We start from the raw sequence: 18,406 nt of genomic DNA on the forward strand, positions 1-18,406 counted from the left end.
CCACAATTGACTGCCGCTCGCTACGGTGTTGTCCGGTGTGTAATTCGTTAGAAGGCAGCACCGGCCGCATCTTGGCCGGTGGATACCCATGCAAGACTTGAAAGGAAACATCATGACCCTAACATCTGTTGACATTCCAGCTGGCATCGACACGGCCGCCATCCGCGCTGCCGCAAAAAACCTCGATGATGGCGCCGTGACGGCCGGCTATCAGGGCGACCGCCAGGAGTTGATCACCCTGCTCAATGGTGCGCTGGCCACCGAACTGGTGTGTATCGCGCGCTATAAACGCCATTACTACACCGTGAGCGGGCGCGACAATGGCAGCATCAAGGCCGAGTTTCTCGAGCATGCGCAGCAGGAGCAGGAGCACGCCGACTGGCTGGCCGAACGCATCGTGCAACTGAATGGCAAGCCAGATTTTAATCCTGCAACATTGCTTGCACGCAGTCATGCCGAGTATGATGACTCCGAAGACGTGCAAAGCATGGTGCGTGCCAATCTGATCGCCGAACGGGTGGCGATCGAGTCGTATCGCCAGATGATCGTAAAAATTGGCGATACAGACCCCACGACACGTCATTTGTTGATCAAAATCATGGCTGTCGAGGAAGAGCACGCCGATGATATGCGCGATCTAATGGAATAGTGTTTTTGAGTAAAGTAGGTATAGTAACGACATTCATCCATAGCTAAGGAGCTAAACCATGTTGGAAAACAATATCACCACCGTCAATAACGATGTCAAAACCCTGGTCAAGGATGCGCAAGCCCTGTTCAGCGCCGCTGCCGCCCTGACCGGCGAAAAAGCCGATGAAGTTCGTGTCAAAGGCATGAAAACTCTGGATGCCGCCCTGGTCAAGGCGCACGAAGCGCAAGCATCGGCCATCGTTGCAACCAAGCAACTGGCCTCCCAGGCAGACGGTTATGTCAAGGAAAACCCATGGCGTACGGTGGCCGTCGCCGCAGGCGTCGGCGTGCTGGTTGGCTTCATCCTGGGCCGCAAGTAATCCACTCTCAGGAGCGATATGGACAAGTCTGCTTCGTCTCACCAGGGGCCGGGATTGATCGGCTCGGTCGCCGGCCTGGCCAAAAACGCCGTCGGACTGATGTTGTCGCGTCTGGAACTGGCCAGCATCGAGCTGTCGGAAGTGCGCAATCACATGCTGCAGCTGGTGGTCGTTTTTGCGCTGGCGATCATGGCGGGCTTGTTTGCCATCGCTTACGGCAGCGTGCTGGTGGTTTTCTTGGCCTGGGATAGCTTGGGCTGGAAGATCCTGGCGATCATGACAGTCGTATTTCTACTGCTGGCCATGGCGCTGCTTGTGTATGCGCGCACCATGCTGCGTCAAGGAAAGTTGTCGATGCCCGCCACCATGGCGGAATTGAAGGCCGACCGCGACATGCTGATGTAAGCTGCTGGCGGGAACGCGCCGGACCTGTGTCGGCGCGTTGCTAGCCATGTCCAGTCAGTTCTACTAGGAGAATTCATGTCGGAAAACGACAAACTGGCGGCGCAAGCCGCCCGCAAGCGCCTGCTGATTGCCCAGGGGGAAATGTACCGCGTGGGTATCGTACATGCGCGCGCCAACGTGGGCTACTCCTTGCGTCCCGAATCGCTGCTACAGGGCGTGGTCGAGACGGCGGTCGGCTTTGCCGGCCAACGTGTCGAGTCCCTGCTGGCGCCGGGCGGCATGCGCCTGCAAGGCGCCATGCCCTATGTGCTGACGGTGCTATCGTTTATTGGACGCAAGAAGCTGGTCAAGCCGGCACTGGTCCTCGTGTCCGTGGCCGCCGTTGCCGCCAGCTGGCTGCGCCGCAAGCGTTGAAACTAGCAATGCCGTGGTGGGCCCTTCGATCGGCGCTAACAGTACGCTTGCACTTCTTGGTTACCTCGCCGTTCAGGGTTTGCTGCGCCTACCCTATTTCGCTTCTCTTAAGCGCTGCGCAAACTCGCGCATCGTCTCCGTAAACGTATTTGCGTCGACGACTTCCAGGCGGCGGGCGTGCAATTTGGAAATATATTGAAATTGCAAGGGATCGCTCTCGATACCGCCCATCGACCACTTCTGAAAGATCCGATTGTTCGCTGGAGAAATGTAAAGAATTTCTGCAGCGCTGTGTCTCGGGTCATCCAGAATCTTTACATATTTCCGCAACACTTCCTGTTCCGGCCCTTCTAAAACTTGCATGAACAGTCCGCCACCGTGGACGAGGATACCAGTGATACCGGTGTTCGGATTGTTTCGGCGCGAGCACTGCAAGATGTCCTGCACTTGTTCATCCGATATGGTGGGGGCGGCACGGCTGATATACAAAAGTCGAAACATTGCGTTACCTCCATCGGTGGGCAAAGTGGCTGGCTGTATGGAGGGCTTGCAAGCAACAGCAGTATGCGACTACTGTCATGAGTTGATCAATTTCTGGCTCGACACCGGCCAACGCCAGCGCATCTCGCTGCAAGTGCCTGGCTTGCGAGCCCTTGTCTTTTGATACCCGCTTACAGCCAATTCGCTTTTTTAACTATATCGATTATACGTTTTATTCTATGACAAATCGTTGTTGTCATTTCAAGAAGACGATTGCACCACTCTTCTGACGCGTACGCCGCCCGTGAGCACCAAAGCGTCACCGAAACCCTTGGTCGATGACGCTTTGGCGCGCCGGGTCGATCTGGCTTCGTACAGACGGCGTGACAGGGCCGCCCAAGGCAGCTTGAGGAGCATGTTTTCTAAAGAGTAATTGCGCCCGAATTTCTGTTACATTATGTCTCGGCAGAGCCGATTACGTGTCTTAAATTAAATGACCAGTTAATTAACTATTGTTGACGACCTTCAATCACTAGTGGAGACTGCCACACAAGCTACCATATCAACTGACAGATAAAATCGTGTTAATTCGATATGTGCGGGTATCGAAGGCCGACGCGTCGAAGGCCAGGCACTTGCAGCGAGATGCGCTAGAGCTCGCTGGCGTTGATCCAAAGTATTTCTACGAAGATCAGGCATCGGGGAAACGGGAAGATTGGCCCGGCTTGACAGCCTGTCTCAAAGCGCTGCGCGAAGGCGATACGCTGGCAGTTTGGAAGCGCGACAGGCTAGGCCGGGATTTGCGCCATTTGATCAACACTGTGCATGAGCTGACAGCGCGGGGAGTCGGATTGAAGGTGCTGGCCGGGGACGGCGTAGTCGAGGGCGCTCCTTCAAGATGACCCCAGCCAAGCTGCGTCTTGCATTGGCATCCATGGGCAATCCCGAAACCAAAATAAGCGTTCTTTGTGAAGAGCTTGGCGTTACCCGGCAAACACTATATCGTCATGTTTCGTCCGAAGGCGAGTTGCGTCCAGATGGTAGGAGGCTGATAAAGATATCACAAGGCAGCCGGCCGTGTAGCTTGTGCAGCACTTGATTTGATACGCTTCTGGTGTTTTGCAAGCACCGCAATAGATAAGCTTAAAAGATTAAGTTTATTGATTTTAGTTTGTTTCTTGAAGAAATAGAGTTGTTATGAATATTATAAAAAGAAATAATGTCAGAGTAAGTGGTGCTGGATCTCAAACGATCGTTTTTGCGCATGGCTATGGTTGTGATCAGGCAATGTGGCGTAAGGTCAGCCCATCCTTTGAGAAAGACTATAAGGTTGTACTATTTGACTATGTCGGTGCGGGCATGTCTGATCTGGACGCTTATGATACAGAAAGGTATGCAAATCTGGCAGGATATGCCCAAGATGTCATCGATATCTGTGAAGCGCTTGATCTTCACGATGCCATTTTGGTTGGGCACTCTGTCAGCAGCATGATTTGCTTGTTGGCCGCACGTGAAATTCCCGAGCGGATTTCAAAATTGGTGATGATTTGTCCATCAGCACGTTATTTGAATGATGCCCCCGATTACATAGGTGGTTTTGAGCGTGAGGATATTGAAGGCTTGCTCGATATGATCTCCCGCAATCAACCCGGTTGGGCAAGCTACCTGGCGGGAGTCGTCGCAAAAAACCCTGATCAGCCGGATTTGGCGCAAGAGCTGGAAGCGAGTTTTTGTGCAATGGATCCGCCGATTGCAAGGCGTTTTGCAGAAGCCACCTTCTTGGCTGATAATCGCCTTGACCTGAGCGATTTCGCCAAGCCGTGTTTGCTCCTTCAATGTCAGGACGATGCTGTTGCGCCACTTGCCGTTGGTGAATATCTGCATCAACATTTGCAAAATAGTAATTTTCAAAAAATGCAAGCCACCGGACATTGCCCGCATATGAGTCATCCGGAAGAGACAATCGCGTTGATGGAAAATTTCCTTTCCAGTCAGCCGTAGCGTCATTTAAATATATGGACATTTCAAGGTTTAATTTTCAGGAAGCACCTTGTGGCTTATTTGTATTTGACAGCAATCTGAAAATTGTCGCTGCAAATCAAACGTTGGCGACGATGCTTGGTTTTTCGTTGGATGAGTTAAATAATAAAAGTTTGAATGCGTTATTGACATCGGCAGAGCGTTTAATGTTTCACATGCAGGTGATGGCGTTGCTGCATCTTCAAGGGCGAGTGGAAGAAATCGCAATAATTCTCGCTGGCGCTGATGGGAAAAATATTCCCGTCATTTTTAACGCTGTACAACGCAATATTGATGGTAACGTCGTTACCGAATGTGTCGTCGTTCGCATGAATGAACGTAAGCGCCTTGAAGAAGAATTGTTTCGCGTAAAAAAAGCAACTGAACAAGTACCCGGTACGATTTACCAATTCCTGCTGCGTGCCGATGGTAGCTCCTGCTTTCCCTACGCCAGTGAGGGCGTACGCAATGTGTATGAGTTAAACCCTTTACAATTACAAAAAGATGCCAGTCCGGCCTTCAATCGGCTTCACCCCGATGATATTGAAGCGATTAATCAAGGCATTACTGATTCTGCTAAAAATCTCACTGTCTGGCATCAAGAGTATCGGGTAATTTTGCCTAAGCGCGGCATCCGCTGGCTACAAGGTAGTGCAACCCCGGAGTCGCGCGTCGATGGCAGTACACTTTGGCATGGTTACATCAATGACATTACGGAAAAAAAAGCCTTAGAACTGGCACTGTCGAATGAATTTGAACGTACACGTGTCACTTTAAGTTCTATTGGCGATGCAGTCATTGTCACCAATGATCGCCAAGAAGTCGAATACCTCAATCCTAGTGCAGAGAAGTTGACTGGCTGGGCATCGGCTGACGCCATAGGTCTGCCGGTGACAATGGTGTTTAATATCGTTAATCAATTTACGCGAGAAATTGTAAAGAATCCCATTGCGCATTGTCTGGATGAGCGTGCGATCGTTGGCTTGACGAACGACACCGTATTGATCAGTAAAGACGGTAGTGAATATGCAGTTGAAGATTCTGCTGCGCCGATTTTTACGGCGGGTGATGTCATTATCGGTGTCGTGATGGTTTTTCGTGATGTGACTGGCCAAAGGATACTGAGGCAGGAGGTGGAGCGCCGAGCGAGTCTTGATCATTTGACCGGGCTTGCTAACCGTGCGCAATTTGATCGGGTACTGCTTGAAATGTATGAGTCTTCGATTGCTACAGGCGTTTCGCATGCCCTATGTTGCATCGATCTGGATCAGTTTAAGATCGTCAATGACAGTTGTGGGCATGCCGCCGGAGATGCTTTGTTGAAAGAGGTTTCAGCCTTGCTGCTAAAATCCGTGCGTGCCAAGGATTTGGTGGCACGCTTGGGTGGCGATGAATTTGCGCTGTTGCTTGAAGGCTGCGATTTGAACGCGGCGCACCGTATCTCGCAACAGATTTGTGAGAAGGTGGCGCGAATCCGTTTTCAGCACAGTAGTAATTTTTTTCGTATTGGTGCCAGTATCGGGGTGGTGCCCTTAGATGGTAGATGGGCTAATGCGCAGGCAGCACAGCAAGCCGCCGACGGCGCATGCTTTGCTGCAAAAGATGAAGGTCGTGGGCGTGTGCACCTGTATGTGGATGCAGATAGAATCATCATAGAGCAACGAGATCAAATGCAATGGGCAGCCCGTCTGCAGCAAGCAATTGATGAAAATCGCTTTGAACTTTTTGCGCAACCGATCATGCAACTCGGCGAGCATGCTGAATCAGGATTGCATTTTGAGATTTTATTGCGCCTGCGTGAGATGGATGGAACCTTGGTGCTGCCCGGTGTTTTCATCCCTTCCGCTGAGCGCTTTGGATTGGCACCGCAAGTCGACCGCTGGGTTGTTAGTCATGTTTTTGAATGGATGAAGTTGCATGCTGACAGGCTTGATAAAGTAAAGGTAATCGCGATCAATTTATCAGGAAAATCTATCGGAGATAAAGACTTTTACCAGTTTTTAATGGACGCACTCGATCGCGAAAAAATACCTGCACACAAAATTTCCTTTGAAATCACTGAAACTGCTGCTATTGGGAACTTGGACATCGCTACTGAATTTATCGCTATGCTGCATCAACGCGGCGCGCGAATTTCTCTCGATGATTTTGGTAGTGGTATGTCTTCAATGGCTTACCTGAAACATCTGTCGTTCGATTATCTGAAGATCGACGGACAGTTTGTAAAAGACATGGCAAACGACGCCGTTGATTGCGCGATGGTGCGCAGTATCAATGAGATTGCGCACCTGACCGGAAAAATAACCATCGCCGAGTTTGTTGAAAGTGCCGATATTTTGATGCTGTTGAAAGATCTCGGTGTCGATTGCGCGCAGGGGTATCACGTTGGCAAGCCTAAGCCAATTGACGAAATATTTTCTTGGGAAAATATGAATTAAGCGGCGCTATTCAGGCGTGACTTTGTGCGCCAAGATACTGAAAAATGACGCTGGTGGGCAAGCTGAGAACTACCGTCCAGAAAAATGCTGCGGTGACCCTCTGAAGTGACAAAAGGTGCCGCAGCGTCTTTTTTACAACCTGCCCGTCAGTAATAGCAGTATCAGTATCACGACGACCAGGCCGGCGATGCCGCTAGGGCCATAACCCCAATTGCGGCTATGCGGCCAAGTAGGCAGGACGCCGATCAGGGCCAGGATCAAGATGATCAGAATGATGGTGCCCATGGCAACTCCTTGTTATCGTACAACGCATGTGGGATGGCAGGATGCCTGCTGGCAAACTGCGCCGAAAATTAATAGCGATAGACGCGGCCGTCAACGACGCGCACGCGGTTGCCCGGACGCAAGTCATTGGCCGTGTCCTGCACCACGGTGCGGTATTCGCCGTTGTCGAGGCGTACGCTGATTTGGTAAGCCTGCGCTTGCTGCCTGCGGCCTTCTACCTGGTTGCCCACGACGCCGCCGGCAACGGCACCTGCGACGGTGGCGGCCGTGCGTCCGCCGCCCGAGCCGATGGTGTTGCCCAGCAGGGCGCCGGCGATACCGCCGACCACGGCCCCGGCGCCGCTGCTTTGAGCGCTACCTTGGACGATCTGGATGGAGTCGACGGTGCCGTATATGGCGGACTCAGGCTGATTGGCCGGGTAATATTGTTGTGATGCTGAAGGACCGGTGGCACAACCGCTCAATACGGCGGTGGCGGCGAGCATCAGTGCAGCCAATGTGGCATAGTTTTTCATTTTATTCTCCTGACGAGGTGAGGGTGTGGTACTCATCTTAGTCACGCCCCTGTCCCAGGTCTGTACGCTGCCGCACGCACTTATTTCGTGTCGAAATCGTATTTTTGGCGTGTGCGATGCTGCCAGACCTGGTGTCAAAACCCTGTTTCAAAACTTTGTTATTTCTCCCTGTCTGCCTCCCGCTTTCAAAATAAATTGCTTGTGTACGGCAGCGTACAGAAGAGCGGCGACTATCCACGTAAAACGGTAGTCATGCCAAGCAGACATGCTTGTCACCACCAGGGAGAAATAGATGAACCAGAACAAACTCTTCACCGCCATCGTCGTCAGCCTGGCGTGCGCCGTCTGGGGCGGCCAGGCATTGGCCGCCACGCCGGAAGCGAAAGCAGCCTACAAGGCGGCCAACGAACAGGCTGGCCTCAATTACAAGCTGGCGCATGCGCAATGCGAAAAAATCACGGCTAACCCGAAGGATGTCTGCATCGCCGAAGCGAAGGCTGTGCGCACCTATGATGAAGCAGTTGCTCAGGCGCAATACACGAACACTTTGCGTGCCTATACCAAGGCGCGCATCAAGATTGCCGATGCCAACCATGACGTCGACCTGGCCCGCTGCAATGCGCTGACGGGCAACGACAAGGATGTCTGCGTCAAGCTGGCCAAGTCCACCAAGGTCGCTGCGCTGGCCGACGCCAAGGCAGACAAGAAAGTCATCGAAGCGCGCAGTGATGCGCGTGAAGCAAAGAGAAAAGCCGAGTACAAGGTCGCGACAGAAAAATGCGATGCATTAGCCGGCGCAGCCAAGGATGACTGTATCAAGGCTGCAAAAACCCAGTTTGGCTACTGAACGCCATCCGGCGCGCAGTAACAGATTGGTATAAGAAGCTCGTTGTGAGCACATTGATTGACCACTCCTAAGGAAAAAACCATGAAATTCACTAAATCTATCGCTACCGGCCTGTTCGTCGCTTCCCTGTTCGCCGTTGCAGGTTGCGCTTCGACTCCAACCAAAGAAGGTACGGGCGAATACATCGACGATGCAGCCATCACCACCAAAGTCAAAGCCAGCATCTTTAACGAGCCGACACTGAGATCGACGGAAATCAACGTTGAAACCTTCAAGGGTGTGGTTCAGCTGAGCGGCTTTGTTGCCCAGCCAGCCGACGCCGCCAAAGCGGGCGACATTACCCGTGGCATCAAAGGCGTGAAGTCGGTAAAAAACGATATCCGCGTCAAGTAATGGCATGAGCTGCCGCAGCGTCCAGCCCGGTGGCTGGCGCTGTGGCCCCCACCGACCGCTGCGGGAATCGCATGCCTATTGAGCCTCAAAATGCCCCGCCCGAGCCGTTGACGGCTAGCTCCAGCGAGCCAGCGGAGCCACCTCCCGGCGCTCCCGGAGAACACCTGGACCCCTCCTTGCGCCTGCCGCTACATGTCAATGCGCGCGGCCTTGCCTTGGGCACCATCGCTACTGTCAGCTTCATCTATGCGCTGCAATGGGCGCAGAAATTCCTCATTCCCGTCATCTTCAGCATTTTTATTGCCTATACGCTCAATCGTGTCGTCGCCTGGCTGGAAAAGCTGCGCCTGCCGCGCGCCGTCGGCGTCACTGTCGTCATGGCCTTGATCCTGTTCGGCTCGCTTGTTGTGGTCGAGCGCGTGCAGGGCGAATTTGAATCCATCGTTGAAGCATTACCTGCCGCTACGCAGAAGCTGTCGCGCTTGATTGCCACCAGCACGGGCGGCAAGAGCAGCACCTTGCAGAAAATGCGGGCCGTAGCCAATGAAATCGAGCAAGTCGCCGCTGGCGCCGAAGCGCGTCGCAACAACCGCCGCGCCGCCGCTGCCGAGGCGCCCAACTTCAAGATCATGGACTGGGTCTGGGCCGGTTCGCTGGGCCTGGTGGGCTTTCTTAGTCAGGCCAGCATCGTTATCTTCCTGGTGTTTTTCCTGCTGTTGTCGGGCGACACCTTCAAGCGCAAGCTCGTCAAGCTGACGGGACCGTCGCTGAGCCGCAAGAAGGTCACCGTGCACATCCTGGAAGACATCAATACCTCGATACAGAACTATATGTTCATGCTGCTCGTCACGAATGTCTTGCTGGCAGTGCTGATGTGGATCGCCTTGCGCGTGATCGGTCTGGAAAATGCCGGTGCCTGGGCCATCGTGGCCGGCTTGCTGCACATCATGCCGTATTTCGGCCCTTTGCTCATCACCATCGCCACGGGGCTGGTTGCCTTCCTGCAGTTCGAATCGCTGGAAATGGTCTTGCTGGTGACGGGCACGTCAATGGCGATCGCCACCTTGGTGGGCACCTTTGTCACTACCTGGATGACGGGGCGCATCGCCCGCATGAATCCCGCGGCCGTTTTCATCAGCCTGTTGTTCTGGGGCTGGCTGTGGGGCGTCTGGGGCTTGCTGCTGGGCGTGCCTATCATCGTCATCGTGAAAGTGGTGGCCGAGCGCGTAGAAGGCATGGAAGTGGTGGCGGAATTGCTGGGCGAATAGCTTGCCGCAACACCAACGCCACCCACGGTTGTCGTTCGCATGTGGGGGGCAGATCATCAGGACTGGTGGCGTTTCAGTATCTTCACTTGGACATCGCCGTCCTGCGTCTTCGGCATATCCTTCATGCTGCCCAGTTGCAGGGTGAATTGACGCGTGAATTCGGCGCCCAGGAAGAAGATTTGCGCCGAGTAATACACCCATAACAGCAGTGCCACCAGCGAACCGGCCGCGCCATAGCTGCTGGCCACGCCGCTATTGCCGATATATACGCCAATTGCATATTTTCCCAAGGAAAACATGCAAGCCGTGCCCACGGCGCCGATCAACACGTCACGCCACGACAGGCGCACGCGTGGCAGCATCTTATAGATGACGGCGAACAGGCTGGCGATGACGGCAAAGCCGATCAGGTTCGACAATATGGTAAACAGCACGGCCGTGTCTTTCCACACGCCTTCCCAGAAGTTGGCAAGAATGGCCATGGCCGCGTTGACCACCAGCGACACCATCAGCAGGAAGGCCAGCACCAGCACCAGGCCGAACGACAGCAGGCGCGTGCGCAGCATATCCCAGGCCCCCGCTTCCTTCAGGGGCGGCACTTGCCAGATTTCATCGAGACTGGCTTTCAGTTCGGCAAACACGCTGGTGGCGCCAAACAATAGCAGGGCGCTGGCGATGAGGGTGGCGATGCGGCCCTGTTCATGGTTCTTTGCGCCGGCCAGCACCAACTGGATGGCTTCGGCGCCTTGCGTACCGAGCAAGCCTTGCAACTGCCCCATCAGTTCGCCACGCGCGGCGGCCGGGCCGTAGAAAAAGCCGGCGATGGCGATGACCAGCACGAGGATGGGGGCGATGGAAAACAGGGTGTAGTAGGCGAGGGCGGCGCCCTTGCTTGAGGCGCGGTGTTCCAGCCATTCGGTGACGGAGCAGACGATGACGCTGCGCATTTGCCGGCTGAACGGCCCCAGAGCGGCCAGTTTAGGATAACGGGTAAACGAATTCATGATGGCTTTCAATGCAAAAAGGGGCGTGAGCCCCTTTTTTATTCACAAGTGGCGTGCCACTGTTGCGCTTACTGTACGCGGCGTTCGATGGTGATTTGTTCTACTTCGACGCGGCGGTTTGGTTCCAGGCACTTGATCAGATCGGCACGTTTCTTATTATCGCAGGTGACGACAGGATTGGTGGAACCCTTGCCTTCAGCCGTCAGGCGGTTGGCGGCGACACCATGAGCAAGCAGGTATTGCTTGACTGCATCAGCGCGCTGCTGCGACAGTTTCAGATTGTACTTGGGCGCTCCGATGCGGTCGGCATAGCCACTGATGACGACGTTGGTGACGTCCGGTGCAGCGTTGAGCATGCTGGCGATCTCGTCCAATTTGGTCTGTGTCGGACCCAGCTTGTCGCTGTCGAATGCGAACAGTTCCGTTGCCGCCATCGTCATTTTTTCAAAGCGTGGCGGTGGTGGTGGCGGTGGTGGCACGGCCACGACGACTTGCTCGCGCACTATCGGCGGCGGCGGCGGTGGTGGTGGCGGCGCAGGTGGTTTGTCGAACGCGAAGTTCAGGCCCACGGTGACGTAGTAATTGTTGGACTTGCTGCTCGGATCGAAGGTATTGCCGCGCAGGAAACCATGCACATTGCGCACGTCAGCCTGTAAAGACAGTTGATCATTGATGCTGGACTGGAAACCGAGACCGACGCTGGCGTAGGGCGAACTCTTGCTCCGCTCACCGAAGGCGAAGCTGGTGTCCTTGTCGCGCTGCATGCCGGCACCGACGAGCAGGAAGGGGCGGAAGGCTTGACGCGAGAACATGTACAGGCCATCTACGCCCAGCGTATTTTGCTCGTAGCGCTGAGCGCCATCCTTGGCGCGGGCGTACGTGGTGCCCAGCTGGATATCCCAGTCCGGGGAAACAGGCTTACCGAAGCGCAAGCCTGCGCCATAGCCGGTTTTATCCGTTGCAAAGTCGGAATCTGGCTTGAGTGCGTTGATGCTAGGTTGAATATACCAGGAAGGATTGATTTCCTGGGCCTGCGCGCCGAGGGCGGAGCACAGGACCGCAGCGGCAACGGCGATTTTTTTTTGATTAGTCACAAGTAACTCCCAACGTTGATTAGAGATTTTCCCTGCAGCATCAAAGCGACATCATGCTGCACCTGCTATTGCTAGCGATAGACAACAATTCCAGGTGCGCCCGTCTTGCGATAAATGCACTGCTGTTGGAGCAGAGAATACGATTTCAGTTCAAAGTGGTCCGTACGCTGGCGCACAAAGCCATGTTGTGTATCAAAGCTGTTGCAGATTCACGACAAACACTTTTGTCTTGAAAAAAACTAATTGAAGCGGCGGGATTTTTACCAGCACGGCCACTTCCTGGCGCCGCAGCAAGAGGCAATCGTACGACTTATTAGCAGCATGCCACTGTATATTAGTAACAATGATGAGCTTGATAACTAATCTGATCTGGATGTTGTATTCCGGCCCCATTCTGTTGCCTTACCGGGCTCGCTGCGGCCATTTTTGCGCGCTGCAGCCAATTGCGCCACTTTTCATCAAGGAGTTTCCCGTGCCTGACCTGTCCCGTATTTTTTCTTCCCCGCTCACTGGCAAGCTGGGGGCGCTATGTCTGCTGCTATCGCTGGGCATGGCTACGCCGGTACGGGCCGATAACGGCGTGTCCCAGTTTTCGCCCAGCGGCACGGTGAAGGCCGTGCGCCAGGTGCGGGTCCAGTTTGCCACGCCGATGGTGCCGTTCGGCGACATGGGCTTGCCCGCGCCGTTCGCCGTCGATTGTGGCAAGGCCGAGCCTGGCGTCGTGGCGGGTGCCGGACGCTGGGCCGACGAGCGTCACTGGAACTTTGATTTCGAACGCGACTTGCCCGCCGGCGTGGCTTGCAGTTTCACCTTGAACGGGGGGCTGAAGGACCTGGCGGGCAAGCTCTTGCAAGGAGCGACGTCCTACCACTTTTCCACGGGCGGCCCGGCGATCGTCGAGTCCATCCCCTATGACGGCCAGTCGTATATCGATGAAAACCAGATCTTCGTGCTGGGCCTCGACGCCGCGCCGAACGAGGCCAGCGTGGCCGCGAACGCGTATTGCCGCGCTGATGGCATCAATGAAAAGATCCCCGTGCGGCGCCTTGTGGGCAAGGAACTGGAGCAGGTTTTAACCCTGCGCAAGGGTTTTCTCGACCGCTATCTGAGCGTCTACTTCAAGAAGCAGGGCCTGCTCTGGAAAGTGGGCATGCCCGTCGCCAGCAAGGGCGCGCCACCGCTGCCCGTCACCGTGCTGCAATGCAAGCGCAGCTTGCCCGCGAACGCCAAGGTGTCGCTGGTGTGGGGCGAGGGTATCGCCAGCGCCAGCGGCATCGCCACGGACAAGGCGCAAACCCTGCAGTTCAGGACACGTCCCGATTTCACGGCCAAGTTCAGCTGCGAACGCAGCAACCCGAAAGAACAGTGCATCCCCTTCCTACCCATGCGCGTGGAGTTTTCCGCGCCCGTGAGCGCGGCGCAGGTGCGCGCCATGACCTTGAAGGGCGGGGGCAAGACGTATGCGCCGACGATCGCGAAGGAAGATGAAAAAGCGCAATTCGTGCAGTACGTGACCTTCAACGGGCCGTTTCCCGTGCAAGCCAGTTTTGTCCTGAACCTGCCGCCGAAACTGACGGATGACGCCGGCCGTGCCTTGCTCAACCGCGCGCGCTTTCCCATGACGGTGGGCACCGGCGAACAGCCGCCGCTGCTGAAGTTTCCAGCCCCGTTCGGCATTATCGAAGCCAAGGGCGACGCCTTGTTGCCCGTGACGGTGCGCAATATCGAGCCTGTGCTGTCGGGCAATGAAATCACCAGGGAATCGGCACCGGCATCAGCGGCCACGGGCGCCACCTTGCGCGTGCCCGACAATGACGACAAGTTCATCATCGAGTGGATGCAGCGCCTGGCCGGCAATGGCGACAGGAGCGAATACTGGCAACCGTATGCCCAGTATGCGGGCAATATGAGCAAATCCGTGCTGGCCGACGCCGCCGGCACGCGCCCCATCAGCCTGCCACGTCCCGAGGGCAAGAAAACCTTTGAAGTGATCGGCATTGCGCTGCAGAAACCAGGCTTTTATGTGGTCGAGCTGGCCAGCCCGATCCTGGGCAAGGTGCTGCTGGGTAAACCGCGCACGGCGTATATCCGCACGGCCGCGCTGGTGACCAACCTGGCGGCCCACTTCAAGCACGGCGCGCAATCGTCGCTCGTGTGGGTAACGTCGCTGGACAAGGGCGCGCCTGTTGCAAAAGCGCAAGTGGCCGTGCGCGACTGCGCCGGCAAGCTGCTGTGGCAAGGCGCCACGGGGGCGGACGGCGTGGCGCACATCCCTGGCGAACTGGCCAACTCCAGCTGCAAAAACAATGCGCGCTACTTTATCAGTGCGCGCAGCGGCGGCGACATGACGTTCACCCTGTCGGACTGGCTGGGCGGCATCGAAGCCTGGCGTTTCAACCTGCCCACGGACGACACGCGCGCCGACAACACCTTGTTGGCCACGGTATTCGACCGCACTTTGTTGCGCGCCGGCGAAACCGTGCATATGAAGCATTTCATCCGCAAGCACACGGCCGAGGGCATGAGCCTGGTCGACAGCAACAACGGCCCCGGCAGCGCCACCGCCGTCGTCATCACGCACCAGGGCAGCGAGCAAAACTATCCATTGCCCCTGCGCTGGTCGGCCAGTGGCACGGCGGAAAATGACTGGCGCATACCCGCCGACGCCAAGCAGGGCGAATACCTTGTGACGATGGCGGGGCGCCCGTCCGGCAGTTTCCGGGTGGAAGCGTTCCGCGTGCCCACCATGAAAGCCGTGCTGCAGGGCCCGATAGCGCCCGCCGTGCAGGTGAAACAGCTGGCCCTCGATGCGCAAATCTCGTATCTGGCCGGCGGCGCCGCCACCAACGCGCCCGTCAAGCTGCGCACGCTGCTGCAGGATAAGAGCGTGATGTTTCCCGACTATCCCGATGTCAGCTTCAGCAATGGCGACGTGAAGGAAGGCCTGGTGCAGCAGGGCACGGGCTATGACGACGATGAGGGCGCATGGCAGGACGAAGGCAGTGGTGGACCAGCCGGCCCTGGCGCCACGGCGGCGCGCACGCAAAGCTTGACCCTGGATAAGGCGGGCGGCGCGCGCATCGTCATCGACCAGTTGCCGCAGCTGTCCGCGCCGCGCGACCTGGTGGCGGAGCTCGCTTTCCAGGATGCAAATGGCGAGACCGCTTCCATTGCCACGCGTGTGCCGCTGTGGCCATCAAATGTTGTGATCGGCATCAAGCCCGACGCCTGGGCCTTGAGCAATGATGCTTTCAAGTTCACGGTCGTCGTGCTGGGCACCAATGGCAAGCCCGTGGCGAATGCGGCAGTCGACGTCGACTTCTTCCAGCGCAACAGCTATTCGCACCGCCGCCGCTTGATCGGCGGTTTCTATGCGTATGAAAACAGCAGCGAAATCGTCAAGCTCGGTTCCGCCTGCATTGGCAAGACGGACAAGCAGGGCTTGCTGGTCTGCGACGTGAAGGCACCGGCCAGCGGCAATTTGATACTGCGCGCCCGCACGCAGGATGCATCGGGCAATGCGGCTGTCGCCAAGCGTGAAACCTGGGTGGCCGGCAGCGGCGACTGGTGGTTCAACGCCAGCGACAATGATCGTATCGACGTCTTGCCTGAAAAGAAACGCTATGAGCCGGGCCAGGAAGCGAGCTTGCAAGTGCGCATGCCTTTCCGTTCGGGCACGGCCCTGATCACGGTCGAGCGCGAAGGCATCCTCGACACCTATGTGCGCCAGTTGAATGGCCGGGAACCTGTGGTCACTATCCCGGTCAAACCGAACTACGCGCCGAATGTGTATGTGTCCGTGTTTGTCGTGCGCGGGCGTGTCGATGGCGTGCAGCCCACGGCCCTGGTCGACTTGGGCAAGCCAGCCTACAAGATGGGCATCACGCCGCTGAACGTCGGGTGGCAGGCGCATGAACTGAACGTCATGGTGGTGTCTGACAAGCAGGTGTACACAACGCGTGACAAGGCAGAAGTGTCGGTGCGCGTGCGCCGCGCCGATGGCAAGCCCTTGCCAGAAGGTGCCGAAGTGGCGCTGGCGGCTGTCGACACTGGCTTGCTGGAACTGATGCCCAACGATAGCTGGAAATTACTCGATACCATGATGGCGCAGCGCAGCTTACAGGTGGCCACGGCGACGGCGCAGATGCAGGTGATCGGCAAGCGCCACTTCGGGCGCAAGGCCTTCCCGGCTGGCGGTGGCGGCGGCAAGGGCGCCAGCCGCGAGCTGTTCGACACCCTGCTGTTCTGGAAGGCCACAGTCAAGCTCGACGCCAAGGGCGAAGCGACCGTGCAAGTGCCGCTCAACGACTCGCTGACGGCTTTCCGCATCGTTGCCGTCGCCAGCGCGGGCAAGCAATTGTTTGGCACGGGCAGCACGGATATCCGCAGCTCACAAGACCTGATCTTGATGTCGGGCTTGCCCACTCTCGTGCGCGAAGGCGACCAGTTGCGTGCAGGCTTTACGCTGCGCAATACTTCGGCCGCGTCCTTGAGCGTGGACCTCGATGCCAGCGCGGCTGGCAAGGCACTGCCACGCCAAAGTGTGAGGCTGGCGGCCGGCGAAGCGCGTGAAGTGGGCTGGGATTATCAGGTGCCGCTCGGTGCGGTAAGCATTGTGTGGGAGATCGCCGCCAAGGCGGGCAGTCATAGCGATAAACTGAAAATCACGCAAAAGGTAGCTCAGGCCACGCCCGTGCGCACCTACCAGGCGACCTTGCTGCAGGTCGACAAGCCGACGAATATGTCGGTGCAAATGCCAGCCGGCGCCTTGCCGGGCCGGGGCGGCATCCAGACCAGCTTTGTCGCCAGACTGGGCGGCGAGCTGCCCGGCGTGCGCGAGTACATGGCCGCCTACCCCTACACCTGCTTCGAGCAAAACACCTCGAAGGCGATCGCCCTGCAAGACCAGGAGGCGTGGAACAAGCTGGCCGCCAGCTTGCCCGCTTACCTGGACGGCGATGGCATGCTGAAATACTTCCCCCTCATGGAGCAGGGCAGCGACAGCCTGACGGCGTATGTGCTGTCGGCAACAAGGGAAGCGGGCTATGCGATTCCCGAACAGACGAAGAACCGCATGGAAGAAGCCTTGACGGCCTTCGTGCAGGGGCGCATCGTGCGCCATTCCGCGTTGGCGACGACCGACCTGGCAGTGCGCAAGCTGGCCGCGCTGGAAGCGTTGTCGCGTTCCAACAAGGTGCCACCCGATGCCTTGGAGAGCATCAGTATCAGCCCTAACCTGTGGCCGACGTCCGCCGTCATCGACTGGAGCTTGCTGCTGCAACGCACGCCAAGCTTGGCGCGCCGCGAGGCGCTGCTGGCCGACGCGCAGCAAATTTTGCGTAGCCGTTTGAATTTCCAGGGCACGACCATGGGCTTTTCCACCGAGCGCAAGGATAACTGGTGGTGGCTGATGGTCTCCGGTGACGTCAATGCCAACCGGCTGCTGCTGGCCGTGATGGACGACCCGGCGTGGAAGGACGATATCGGCCGCCTGGTGCGCGGCAGCATGGGCCGCCAGAAGAAGGGCCGCTGGGACACCACAGTGGCCAACGCCTGGGGCACCCTGGCGATTGCCAAATTCTCGGCCAAGTTCGAGTCCACAGCCGTGACGGGGGCCAGCGCCGTGAAGCTGGGCGGCGATACGCAAGCGCTCGTGTGGAATGGCGCGGCGAAAGTCGGCCCCGTGCTGCAAGCGTGGCCGAAGGGCATGGACACCCTGGGCCTGGCGCATAGCGGCACGGGCAAGCCCTGGGTCACCGTGCAAAGCCTGGCGGCCATCGCGCTCAAGGCGCCCGTGTCCAGCGGTTACACGATCAAGAAAACCGTGACGCCCGTGGAACAGAAAATCGCTGGCCACTGGTCGCGCGGCGATGTCTACCGCGTGCGCCTGGATTTGTCGGCGCAGTCAGACATGAGCTGGGTGGTGGTCGACGACCCGATACCGGCCAGCGCCACGGTGCTGGGCAATGGCCTGGGGCGCGATTCGCAGCTGCTGACGGCTGGCGAAAAGAACACCGGCTGGGTCTGGCCCACGTTCGAGGAACGCGCGTTTGATGCTTTCCGCGCGTATTACGCGTTTGTACCAAAAGGCACGTGGAGCGTGCAATACACGGTGCGCCTGAACAATGCCGGCGATTTCAGCCTGCCGGCGACGCGCATCGAAGCCATGTATGCGCCCGAAATGTTTGGCGAGTCGCCAAATGCGAACGTGAAGGTGGCGCAGTGAAAGCTAGT

17 protein-coding genes are annotated in these 18,406 nt (G+C 57.0%); 11 read left to right on the forward strand and 6 right to left on the reverse strand.

The annotated features are described in order from the left end of the window. Positions 1-112: 112 nt before the first annotated feature. The 4 genes from ACQ4V8_RS09915 to ACQ4V8_RS09930 all read left to right on the forward strand — a co-directional run bounded on the left by ACQ4V8_RS09915 (position 113) and on the right by ACQ4V8_RS09930 (position 1,829). Positions 113-649 carry a ferritin-like domain-containing protein gene (locus tag ACQ4V8_RS09915; protein WP_029496264.1) on the forward strand — a complete coding sequence of 179 codons (537 nt, stop codon included), beginning with the start codon at positions 113-115 and terminating at the stop codon, positions 647-649. Between the two features lie 58 nt (positions 650-707). After that, positions 708-1,010 carry an ElaB/YgaM/YqjD family protein gene (locus ACQ4V8_RS09920; RefSeq protein ID WP_010396393.1) on the forward strand — a complete coding sequence of 101 codons (303 nt, stop codon included), beginning with the start codon at positions 708-710 and terminating at the stop codon, positions 1,008-1,010. Positions 1,011-1,028: 18 nt separating this feature from the next. Continuing rightward, positions 1,029-1,415 (forward strand): phage holin family protein, encoded by a 387-nt coding sequence (locus ACQ4V8_RS09925; RefSeq protein ID WP_029496265.1) that lies wholly within the window; start codon positions 1,029-1,031, stop codon positions 1,413-1,415. A 75-nt stretch (positions 1,416-1,490) separates the two neighbouring features. Beyond that, entirely contained in the window at positions 1,491-1,829 is a 339-nt protein-coding gene (locus tag ACQ4V8_RS09930) for a hypothetical protein (protein ID WP_010396396.1), read from the forward strand. 93 nt (positions 1,830-1,922) lie between these two features. Here ACQ4V8_RS09930 and ACQ4V8_RS09935 read toward each other — a convergent pair whose 3' ends face one another. Further along, positions 1,923-2,330: a BLUF domain-containing protein gene (locus tag ACQ4V8_RS09935; protein ID WP_280720803.1), complete on the reverse strand. Its 408-nt coding sequence runs from the start codon at positions 2,328-2,330 to the stop codon at positions 1,923-1,925. A gap of 240 nt (positions 2,331-2,570) precedes the next feature. Continuing rightward, positions 2,571-2,726, reverse strand: a complete 156-nt coding sequence (locus tag ACQ4V8_RS09940; RefSeq protein ID WP_208760683.1) for a hypothetical protein — start codon at positions 2,724-2,726, stop codon at positions 2,571-2,573. Between the two features lie 179 nt (positions 2,727-2,905). Here ACQ4V8_RS09940 and ACQ4V8_RS09945 point away from each other — a divergent pair, with 179 nt between their 5' ends. The 3 genes from ACQ4V8_RS09945 to ACQ4V8_RS09955 all read left to right on the forward strand — a co-directional run bounded on the left by ACQ4V8_RS09945 (position 2,906) and on the right by ACQ4V8_RS09955 (position 6,766). Continuing rightward, on the forward strand, positions 2,906-3,211 hold the full coding sequence (locus ACQ4V8_RS09945) for a recombinase family protein (protein WP_436571413.1): 306 nt from the start codon (positions 2,906-2,908) through the stop codon (positions 3,209-3,211). A gap of 295 nt (positions 3,212-3,506) precedes the next feature. Then, entirely contained in the window at positions 3,507-4,310 is an 804-nt protein-coding gene (locus ACQ4V8_RS09950; RefSeq protein ID WP_082260830.1) for an alpha/beta fold hydrolase, read from the forward strand. A 14-nt stretch (positions 4,311-4,324) separates the two neighbouring features. Further along, positions 4,325-6,766 (forward strand): bifunctional diguanylate cyclase/phosphodiesterase, encoded by a 2,442-nt coding sequence (locus ACQ4V8_RS09955; RefSeq protein WP_436571378.1) that lies wholly within the window; start codon positions 4,325-4,327, stop codon positions 6,764-6,766. A 132-nt stretch (positions 6,767-6,898) separates the two neighbouring features. Here ACQ4V8_RS09955 and ACQ4V8_RS09960 read toward each other — a convergent pair whose 3' ends face one another. Beyond that, positions 6,899-7,051 (reverse strand): DUF3309 family protein, encoded by a 153-nt coding sequence (locus ACQ4V8_RS09960; protein ID WP_436571379.1) that lies wholly within the window; start codon positions 7,049-7,051, stop codon positions 6,899-6,901. 68 nt (positions 7,052-7,119) lie between these two features. Then, complete coding sequence (locus tag ACQ4V8_RS09965) at positions 7,120-7,566, reverse strand: outer membrane lipoprotein (RefSeq protein ID WP_010396417.1); 447 nt, start codon at positions 7,564-7,566, stop codon at positions 7,120-7,122. Positions 7,567-7,858: 292 nt separating this feature from the next. Here ACQ4V8_RS09965 and ACQ4V8_RS09970 point away from each other — a divergent pair, with 292 nt between their 5' ends. The 3 genes from ACQ4V8_RS09970 to ACQ4V8_RS09980 all read left to right on the forward strand — a co-directional run bounded on the left by ACQ4V8_RS09970 (position 7,859) and on the right by ACQ4V8_RS09980 (position 10,074). Then, positions 7,859-8,413 carry a hypothetical protein gene (locus ACQ4V8_RS09970; protein ID WP_010396419.1) on the forward strand — a complete coding sequence of 185 codons (555 nt, stop codon included), beginning with the start codon at positions 7,859-7,861 and terminating at the stop codon, positions 8,411-8,413. Between the two features lie 81 nt (positions 8,414-8,494). Beyond that, positions 8,495-8,806: a BON domain-containing protein gene (locus tag ACQ4V8_RS09975; RefSeq protein WP_436571380.1), complete on the forward strand. Its 312-nt coding sequence runs from the start codon at positions 8,495-8,497 to the stop codon at positions 8,804-8,806. A gap of 71 nt (positions 8,807-8,877) precedes the next feature. Next, entirely contained in the window at positions 8,878-10,074 is a 1,197-nt protein-coding gene (locus ACQ4V8_RS09980; RefSeq protein WP_142303321.1) for an AI-2E family transporter, read from the forward strand. A 56-nt stretch (positions 10,075-10,130) separates the two neighbouring features. Here ACQ4V8_RS09980 and ACQ4V8_RS09985 read toward each other — a convergent pair whose 3' ends face one another. Together ACQ4V8_RS09985 and ACQ4V8_RS09990 are read right to left on the reverse strand one after the other, a co-directional pair. Next, positions 10,131-11,078, reverse strand: a complete 948-nt coding sequence (locus ACQ4V8_RS09985; RefSeq protein ID WP_010396427.1) for a YihY/virulence factor BrkB family protein — start codon at positions 11,076-11,078, stop codon at positions 10,131-10,133. 68 nt (positions 11,079-11,146) lie between these two features. Further along, positions 11,147-12,172, reverse strand: a complete 1,026-nt coding sequence (locus tag ACQ4V8_RS09990) for an OmpA family protein (protein ID WP_436571381.1) — start codon at positions 12,170-12,172, stop codon at positions 11,147-11,149. Between the two features lie 472 nt (positions 12,173-12,644). On the opposite strand from ACQ4V8_RS09990, the gene ACQ4V8_RS09995 reads away from it, so the two are divergent. Further along, positions 12,645-18,398 carry an alpha-2-macroglobulin family protein gene (locus tag ACQ4V8_RS09995; RefSeq protein ID WP_436571382.1) on the forward strand — a complete coding sequence of 1,918 codons (5,754 nt, stop codon included), beginning with the start codon at positions 12,645-12,647 and terminating at the stop codon, positions 18,396-18,398. The last annotated feature ends 8 nt before the right edge of the window (positions 18,399-18,406 follow it).

The organism is Janthinobacterium paucivorans (genome assembly GCF_051380805.1).
In the GTDB taxonomy this organism is placed as follows: domain Bacteria; phylum Pseudomonadota; class Gammaproteobacteria; order Burkholderiales; family Burkholderiaceae_D; genus Janthinobacterium; species Janthinobacterium lividum_D.